The organism is Pseudomonas huaxiensis (assembly GCF_003231275.1).
Lineage (GTDB): Bacteria > Pseudomonadota > Gammaproteobacteria > Pseudomonadales > Pseudomonadaceae > Aquipseudomonas > Aquipseudomonas huaxiensis.
This window is the reverse complement of the sequence record NZ_QKVL01000002.1, coordinates 365,083-372,278: the sequence shown is the minus strand read 5'-3', so window position 1 is coordinate 372,278 and position 7,196 is coordinate 365,083. Positions and strand designations below refer to the sequence as shown.

The 7,196-nt window shown below is 63.9% G+C and carries 6 protein-coding genes; all 6 read left to right on the top strand.

Going from position 1 to position 7,196, the window contains the following annotated elements:
• Positions 1–376: DUF3304 domain-containing protein (locus DM374_RS04900; protein ID WP_157969659.1), on the top strand; the 376-nt coding region annotated here is incomplete at its 5' end.
• Complete coding sequence (locus DM374_RS04895; RefSeq protein ID WP_110968871.1) at positions 373–903, top strand: DUF3304 domain-containing protein; 531 nt, start codon at positions 373–375, stop codon at positions 901–903. The genes DM374_RS04900 and DM374_RS04895, both read left to right, overlap by 4 nt.
• Positions 900–1,157: a PAAR domain-containing protein gene (locus DM374_RS04890; RefSeq protein WP_110968870.1), complete on the top strand. Its 258-nt coding sequence runs from the start codon at positions 900–902 to the stop codon at positions 1,155–1,157. Before DM374_RS04895 ends, DM374_RS04890 begins: the two co-directional genes overlap by 4 nt.
• On the top strand, positions 1,154–2,269 hold the full coding sequence (locus tag DM374_RS04885) for a hypothetical protein (RefSeq protein ID WP_110968869.1): 1,116 nt from the start codon (positions 1,154–1,156) through the stop codon (positions 2,267–2,269). Before DM374_RS04890 ends, DM374_RS04885 begins: the two co-directional genes overlap by 4 nt.
• Positions 2,253–5,594, top strand: coding sequence for an ImcF-related family protein (locus DM374_RS04880; protein ID WP_404821288.1), 3,342 nt, complete (start codon positions 2,253–2,255; stop codon positions 5,592–5,594). The genes DM374_RS04885 and DM374_RS04880 overlap by 17 nt, the downstream gene beginning before the upstream one ends.
• Positions 5,591–7,177 (top strand): type VI secretion system protein TssA, encoded by a 1,587-nt coding sequence (tssA, locus tag DM374_RS04875; protein WP_110968868.1) that lies wholly within the window; start codon positions 5,591–5,593, stop codon positions 7,175–7,177. The genes DM374_RS04880 and tssA overlap by 4 nt, the downstream gene beginning before the upstream one ends.
• Positions 7,178–7,196 lie beyond the last annotated feature (19 nt).

Genomic DNA, 7,196 nt, shown 5'->3' with positions numbered 1-7,196 from the left:
ATGGCAAAGAGGGGGAGGAGGGCATTTCAGTATGCCGGCGCGGTGGACGCCAAGTCTGACGGTCCAAGTTGATTGGACTACGGGTGTGGCCTATGACCCGTCTCCTGGATTTAGCGATTGGCCGAAATATCTGGCTTGGGAGAGAAAGATCGATGCTCAAACCCGCCATCTTTCCAAAGTAATACCTGTGCCGGAATACAGAGCTTCGAAAACCTGTGGTGTCACGGTGCATTTCTTACCTTGTGACGAGGTTCAGATCACAACCAGTTGTTATGTGTTCGGCAGCTCCCACTACCCCATCAAAACGCCTCTCAACCTGCCGGAGCCGCAGTCATGTCCTGCGACCGGACATTCACCCACCGGAGACGCCTCATGATGAGTTTCTTCACTCAAGCAAGGCGCGTTGTCATTTGTGGATTGGCCGGCGCGTTGTTTATCCCTGCTGCCCAGGCCGGAATCATCGAGGGGGTTAACCATACCCACTGGGCGATCAACAAGTTCAGTGTGGATGGGCGGTCTGGGCTGGACACCATCGGGCCGTGGCAAAGAGGCGGCGGAGGGCATTTCAGTTTTCCCTCACGCTGGGAGTCTGGAATGACAGTGCAAGTTGATTGGACAACCGGGGTGGCTTATCCCGACGGATTTCCTGGGTATGCCGATTGGCCTAAATACAGGGCTTGGGTCGCGGATGTTGAATCTCTGACCCGCCATCACAGCAGGATCGTGGCTGTTCCGAGGTTCACCGAGTCGGAGGTCTGTGGCGTCACGATTCACTTTCTGCCATGCGATGAAATCCAGCTCACCACCTCTTGCCATCGCTACGGCCACCCTGAATACCCGATCAAAACCCCGTTGAAACTGCCGGAGCCCACCTCCTGCCCGGCATCAGGAGCAATACGATGAAAACCATCATTCGCGTGGGCGATACCCTGCTTCCGTTTGGCGGCGAAGTGCTGCAAGGCCGCTACGACTGCGACGGCAAACCCATCGCCTGTGCCGGGGACCAGGTGCGCTGCAACCTGCATGGCCTTACCGTCATCGCCGAAGGCAGCACGCTGATGACCATGGACGACCTGCCGGTGGCGCTCGACGGCCATCGCTGCCGGTGCGGTTGTACGCTGGTCAGTTCGTTGGTCGATACACAGGTGAGTTCATGAAGCCGGCGCCGCACTTGGACCCTTGGCCGCTGCGACCGGCACCGCGCTACATGCGCTGGATGGTCAGCGGTTTGCTGGTGCTGGCGCTGGTGGGTTGCGCTGGGGTGTTGTTGCGCCCGCTTATCGAGCGATGGCTCCCGTTGATCGGCGCTCTGGTCCTGGCCCTCTGGCTGTTGGCGCTGCTGTTGCGGACGCTGTTCTACCGCTTCAACCGGCACAACGCCGAGTGCTACAGCGTCGCCGCGCAGCAGGTGGAGCAGCGCTGGTGGACCCGCTACCGGCAACAGGCGGCGCTGGTGGAAATGGTGCTGATCGGCCCCGCGTGCAGCGCCCCCGAGCATCGTGAGGCGCTGTTCATGGTCGAACGCAAGCCACCCATCGCGAAGGACGGGGCGTTGCGCGTCAGTCAGGTGTTTGCCCGGGAGCGCTCCGAGCGAGAATGCACGCTGGCGAAACGGCTTGTCCTGCAACTGCACGCCCAACATCCCGAGCCTTTCAGCGGGCCGGTCCTGTACTGCTATTGGCAGGGCTCGCCCGCGGCATGGAACAGCTTTGCCAGCGAGATGAGTCGTCGTTTCACACTTGTGCTCCCCGAGCAGCCCGAGCCTTGGCTGGGCTTGCACAGCCTGGACAGCATCATCGATCGCCTGCAGGACGCGCCCGAAGATGCCTTGGTGCTTTGCGCCGGCTGTGAGTCGGTTGCGCCGCACAAGGACAAGCCGCTACCCGCCGGAGAGGCGGCGGTGCTCTGGCTGCTGGGCCAGTCAGGCGGCGTGCGCATTGCCCGTGGCGACGGCTTCGTCAAGGACACCGACGACCTGGCAGATGTGGCCGGGCGTGTCTTGCAGCAGAGCGGCCTGGAGCATCCTGCCAGTGCGTGCGCGAGCTTCGCCCGAACCGAGGGCCCCGAACTGTCCGACCTTGAATGGAACCCGATCAAGCCTGCGCCGGAGGTCAATTTCGGCGAACTCGAACAACTGAGCGCGATGGTTGCCCTGAGCCTGGCCGCCGCCCATACCGCACTGAAAAATACCCCCAGCACCTGGCTGGCCGACGATCCTTCTTGCACCCTGGGCCTGGGGGTGGTGGTACCTGATGACTCAACACACTGAAAATCCGAAGTTCTCTGCGCTGCACACCGTCCTGTTGTTGGCCGCCGCGCTGGCGGTGGTGGTGGCGCTGATCGCCACGGGATGGCATGTCATGGCCGGTGACGGTTCGCGGTGGCGCGAACTGGTGCCCGTTGCCGCGGTGGCCTGGGCCTCGCTGTTCATCGTGGCGCTGGTGGTCTGGCAGGTGATGTACGACGGCGTACGCCAGTTGGTGAACCACGACCCGGCAGCGCCACCGCCGCCAAAGCTGAAAAAGCAGGAGGGCGTAGAGACCAAACTGTTGAGGTACCTGCGCGACCTCCACGGCCCGTTCTGGCGCCGCAAAAACCGCCTCCTGCTGGTCACTGGCGAGCCCACCGAAATCGAAGCCATCGCTCCCGGTCTCAAGGATCAAGGCTGGTTGGTGGGCGAGCGCACCGTCCTGCTCTGGGCCGGCAGCCTGCACGACACGCCCGCGCCCGCCAGCATCGAACTCTGGCGCCGCCTCAGTCGCTGGCGCGGACTCGACGGCGTGGTCTGGGCCCTCAACCGTCAGCAGAGCCTCGATGAGGCAGCGATGAGCGTGGGCCGGGAGCAACTGCGCACACTTTCCCGTGAAGTGCGCTGGCAACTACCGCTGTACCTCTGGCAAGTCTGCGACAGCGGATGGCAGCAGCCGGGCCGCACCTCGCAGGCGGTGGGTTGCACGCTGCGGGGCAAGACCTCGGCAAATCATCTGGAGCATAAGCTGAGTGCATTACTGGCGCCGCTGCGGGAGCAGGGCCTGAAGCAGATGCACGACGACAAGCGCTACGATTTCCTGCTGCGCCTGTCCCGCGACTTGCAGGCCGAAGGCATTCAGCGCTGGCGCCGCGTATTGGCGCCCTGGTTCACCGGCTCGGTGCGCGGCGTACCGTTGCGCGGACTCTGGTTCAGCCTGGCGTTTCCCGCCCGTACCAACACCCAACTCGGCAACCAGTGGCTGGCGGACAAGGCCTGGCAAGGGGTGATCGACGACCGCCCTCGCAGCCGTCGTATCGGCTGGTCGGCGCCACGTATCGCCCACGCCGCGCTGCTGGGTATGGCGTTGCTGTGGGGCGCCGGGCTGCTGCTGTCGTTCGCCACCAACCGTATGCAGATCGCCGAGGTGCAGGCTTCGTTGGCGACCCTGCAACAGGCCGGGCAGGGCGACTCGCAGGTGTTGGCGCTCGACACGCTGGTCCGCGAACTGGCGCGCCTGGATTACCGCGCCCGCGAAGGCGCGCCGTGGTATCAGCGGTTCGGCCTGAGCCAGAACGATGCATTGTTTGCCGCGTTATGGCCGCGTTATGTCGAGGCCCATGGGCAACTGTTGCGTGACCCGGCCGTGGCGCGGTTGCGCGGCGAACTGGAGGCATTGGTGAAGCTGCCGCCGGACAGCCCCGAGCGGGCCCGGCGCGCAGGCGCGGCCTACGACCAGCTCAAGGCCTGGTTGATGATGGCCCGTCCGGAAAAGGCCGACGCGGCGTTTCTGGTACGGGTGATGACGGCGCTGGAACCTGAGCGCACGGGCGTTTCGCCAGGGCTGTGGCAGACGCTGACGCCGGGGATGTGGCAGTTCTATGGCGAGCACCTGGAGGCACATCCGGCGCTGGAACTGGACCCACGCCTGCTGGGGCAGGTCCGCCAGGTGCTGATCGGTCAGCTAGGCCAGCGCAATGCCGAGGCCAGCCTGTATCAACAGGTACTCGACGCCGCAGCCAGCCATTATCCGGACCTGAGCCTGACGCAGATGCTCGGTGGCACCGACACCCGCCTGTTCGACACTGCGCAAAGCGTCCCCGGCGTGTTCACCCGCCAGGCCTGGGAAGGCCAGGTGCGCGAGGCCATCGAGCATATCGCCGAGGCCCGTCGCGAGGAAATCGACTGGGTGCTCAGCGACACTCACCATGACATCACCGCTGACCTGTCCCCGGATGTGCTCCGCGAGCAGCTTACCGCGCGTTACTTTCAGGACTACAGCAGCGCCTGGCTGGGCTTTCTCAACAGCCTGCGCTGGCAGCGTGCCGGCAGCCTGGCCGAGGTCATCGATCAGTTGACCCTGATGAGCGATGTGCGTCAGTCGCCGCTGCTGGCGCTGATGGACACACTGGCCTGGCAGGGCCGTGCCGGCAGCCGGCAACAGGCCTTGGCCGACTCGCTGCTGCAATCGGCGCAGCAACTGATCGGCCAGGACAAGGCGCCGCTGGTGGGGCAACTGGCGGCGCAGTTGGACAGTCCGCTGGACGAAACCTTCGGGCCGCTGCTGGCACTGCTGGGCAAAAGCCCGGACGGCCGTGACGATCACCAATTGAGCCTGCAAGCTTTTCTCACCCAGGTCACGGGCGTGCGCCTGAAGTTGCAGCAAGTGAGCAACGCCGCCGACCCGCAAGCCATGACCCAGGCGCTGGCGCAGACCGTGTTCCAGGGCAAGAGCATTGACCTGATCGACACCCGATCCTACGGTAGCCTGCTCGCCGCCAGCCTTGGCGCGGAGTGGGGCACGGTGGGCCAGACGCTTTTCGTGCAGCCGCTGGACCAGGCCTGGCAACGCGTGTTGCAACCCTCGGCAGTGGCGCTGAACCGTCAGTGGCAGCGCTCGGTTGTCAACGAATGGCAGGACGCTTTTGTCGGTCGCTACCCGTTCGCGGCCACCAGCAGCGATGCCTCGCTGCCCATGCTGGGGCTGATGATTCGCGCCGACTCCGGGCGCATCGAACAGTTCTTGCAGCAGCAACTGGCGGGACTCTTGCGCAAAGAAGGCAGTCGCTGGGTGGTCGATGTTCGCCATAGCCAGGGGCTGCGTTTCAATCCGCAATTCCTGACCGCGATCAACCAGCTTAGCCACCTGGCCGATGTGCTCTACACCGAGGGTGCAATGGGCTTGAGTTTCGAGCTTCAGGGCAAGGCGGCGCTGGATGTGGTGCAAACCACCTTCCTCCTCAATGGCGAGAAGCACCATTACTTCAACCAACGCGAGAGCTGGCCGCGCTTTCGCTGGCCGGGCCACAGCGACTATCCGGGGGCGCGCCTGAGCTGGACCAGCGTTCGCACGGGCGAGCGTCTGTTCGGGGACTACCAAGGCACCTGGGGGTTGATTCGTCTGCTTGAAGAAGCGCAAACAACGGTGCTGGATGATGGCGGCAGCCGCTTTCGTGTGGTGATCAAGGCGCCTGACGGTCTGGAGTTGACCTGGAATCTGCGTACCGAACTGGGTAAGGGGCCGCTGACCTTGCTCAACCTGCGGGGCTTCAGCTTGCCGAAGCAGATTTTCCTTGCGCAGGAAGGTGATCCGTCGAGCCATGAACAGGTGGGGAGTACGAAATGAACCTGCAGCACTTGATCGAGAACTGCCTGGCTGGGCGCGATCCCCTGGCCCTCGCTCGCGAGCAGGGACAGCGTTGGCAGGCGTGGTTGCTGCCTGTTAATGCGGACTCGCCAGCAGGTGAGGATCCTGGGTATGACGATGATTTCCAGCGGATGCGGGAAGAGGTCAACAAGCTTTCCGGTGCGAATGTGGACTGTGTTGTGCAGTTGGCACAGAAGCTTCTGACGCACACCTGCAAGGACCTGCGCGTAGCCACCTACTACGTGTGGGCACGCTTGCACCAGGATGGGGAAGCTGGGTTGGCCGATGGCTTGAGTCTGCTGGCAGCCTTGGTGGAGCGTTACGCCGTGGAGGTGCTCCCGCTTCGGCCCAACAGTCGCAAGATTGCCCTTGAGTGGCTGGCCAGCAGCAAGGTGCTGGACAGCCTCTCACTGTACCCTCAGGTGGTGAAAGCGGAGGCTGAGCGTACGGTGGCCGCGCTCGCCTGGTTGGAGCATGGGCTCGGTACATGGCCGCAAGACCAGCGTCCGCTACTGGGGCCACTTCATGGCGCCCTGTCCGCGCGGTTGGTCCAGTCCGGTGGCGTAGACGCACTGGTGCCGCAGAACAGCTCGGCGCATGCGGCAAAGTTGCAAGGCGCCGGGCCGAACCGCGCGCCGATTACCTCCGGACGCGACCTGTTGGAAGGCGGTCGGGAGTTGGCGGCTTATCTGCGTGAGCAACCTGACGGCTGGCTGGCAGCCCACCGTTTGATGAGAAGTCTGCGTTGGGACACCGTGCATCAAGTACCCCCTCAGGATGCTGCGGGCATGACCCGTCTGGCATCGCCTCGTGGCGAGTATCGGGCACAGCTCAAGCGCTTGTACCTGCAGCAGGGGTGGAACGAGCTGCTCGACCAGGTCGAGCGGATTTATGCCGAAGGCGTGAATCACTTCTGGCTTGATTTGCAGTGGTACCTGTATCAGGCGCTGAGCAAATTGCCGGCCCCGCAAAACCACTGGGCTGACATCGTCAAGCGCGATCTGGGCATGTTTCTCGAACGCCTGCCCGGGCTCGAAGCGTCGCGCTGGAACGATGGCACCCCCTTCGCTGACGAGATCACCTGTGAGTGGATCACTCAGCATGTGAGCGGCAACCGGAGTCAGCAGTGGTTGCCGGCACCGGCGGCAGTTGAGACCCACGGCGATGGCGGGATCCTTTCACTGGAAAGCGAGGCGCTCGCCCAGGCGGACAGCGATGGTATCGATCACGCACTGGCCTGGCTGGCCAGTCGCCCCGGTGTGCAGACCGGACGCGAGCGATGGCTGCTGCGCCTGCTGATGGCGCGCGTGGCCGAGCAGTATGGCAAGAGTGAATTGGCCACTCACCTGTTGGGTGAACTGGACGACTGCGGGCAACGCCAGGCGCTGCCCGAGTGGGAGCCCGAGTTGAGCTTCGAGGTCAAGGCGCGATTGCTCAAGCTGCTGCGGTCGAAGGCCCAGCGCAATGACGCCGACAAACCCGCGTTGGCACGCCGTATGGAGACGCTGCTGGCGGCGCTGGTGGTCATCGACCCGGTACGCGCCGCAGTGCTCTGTGCTTAACCCTTATCGATCAGGATGC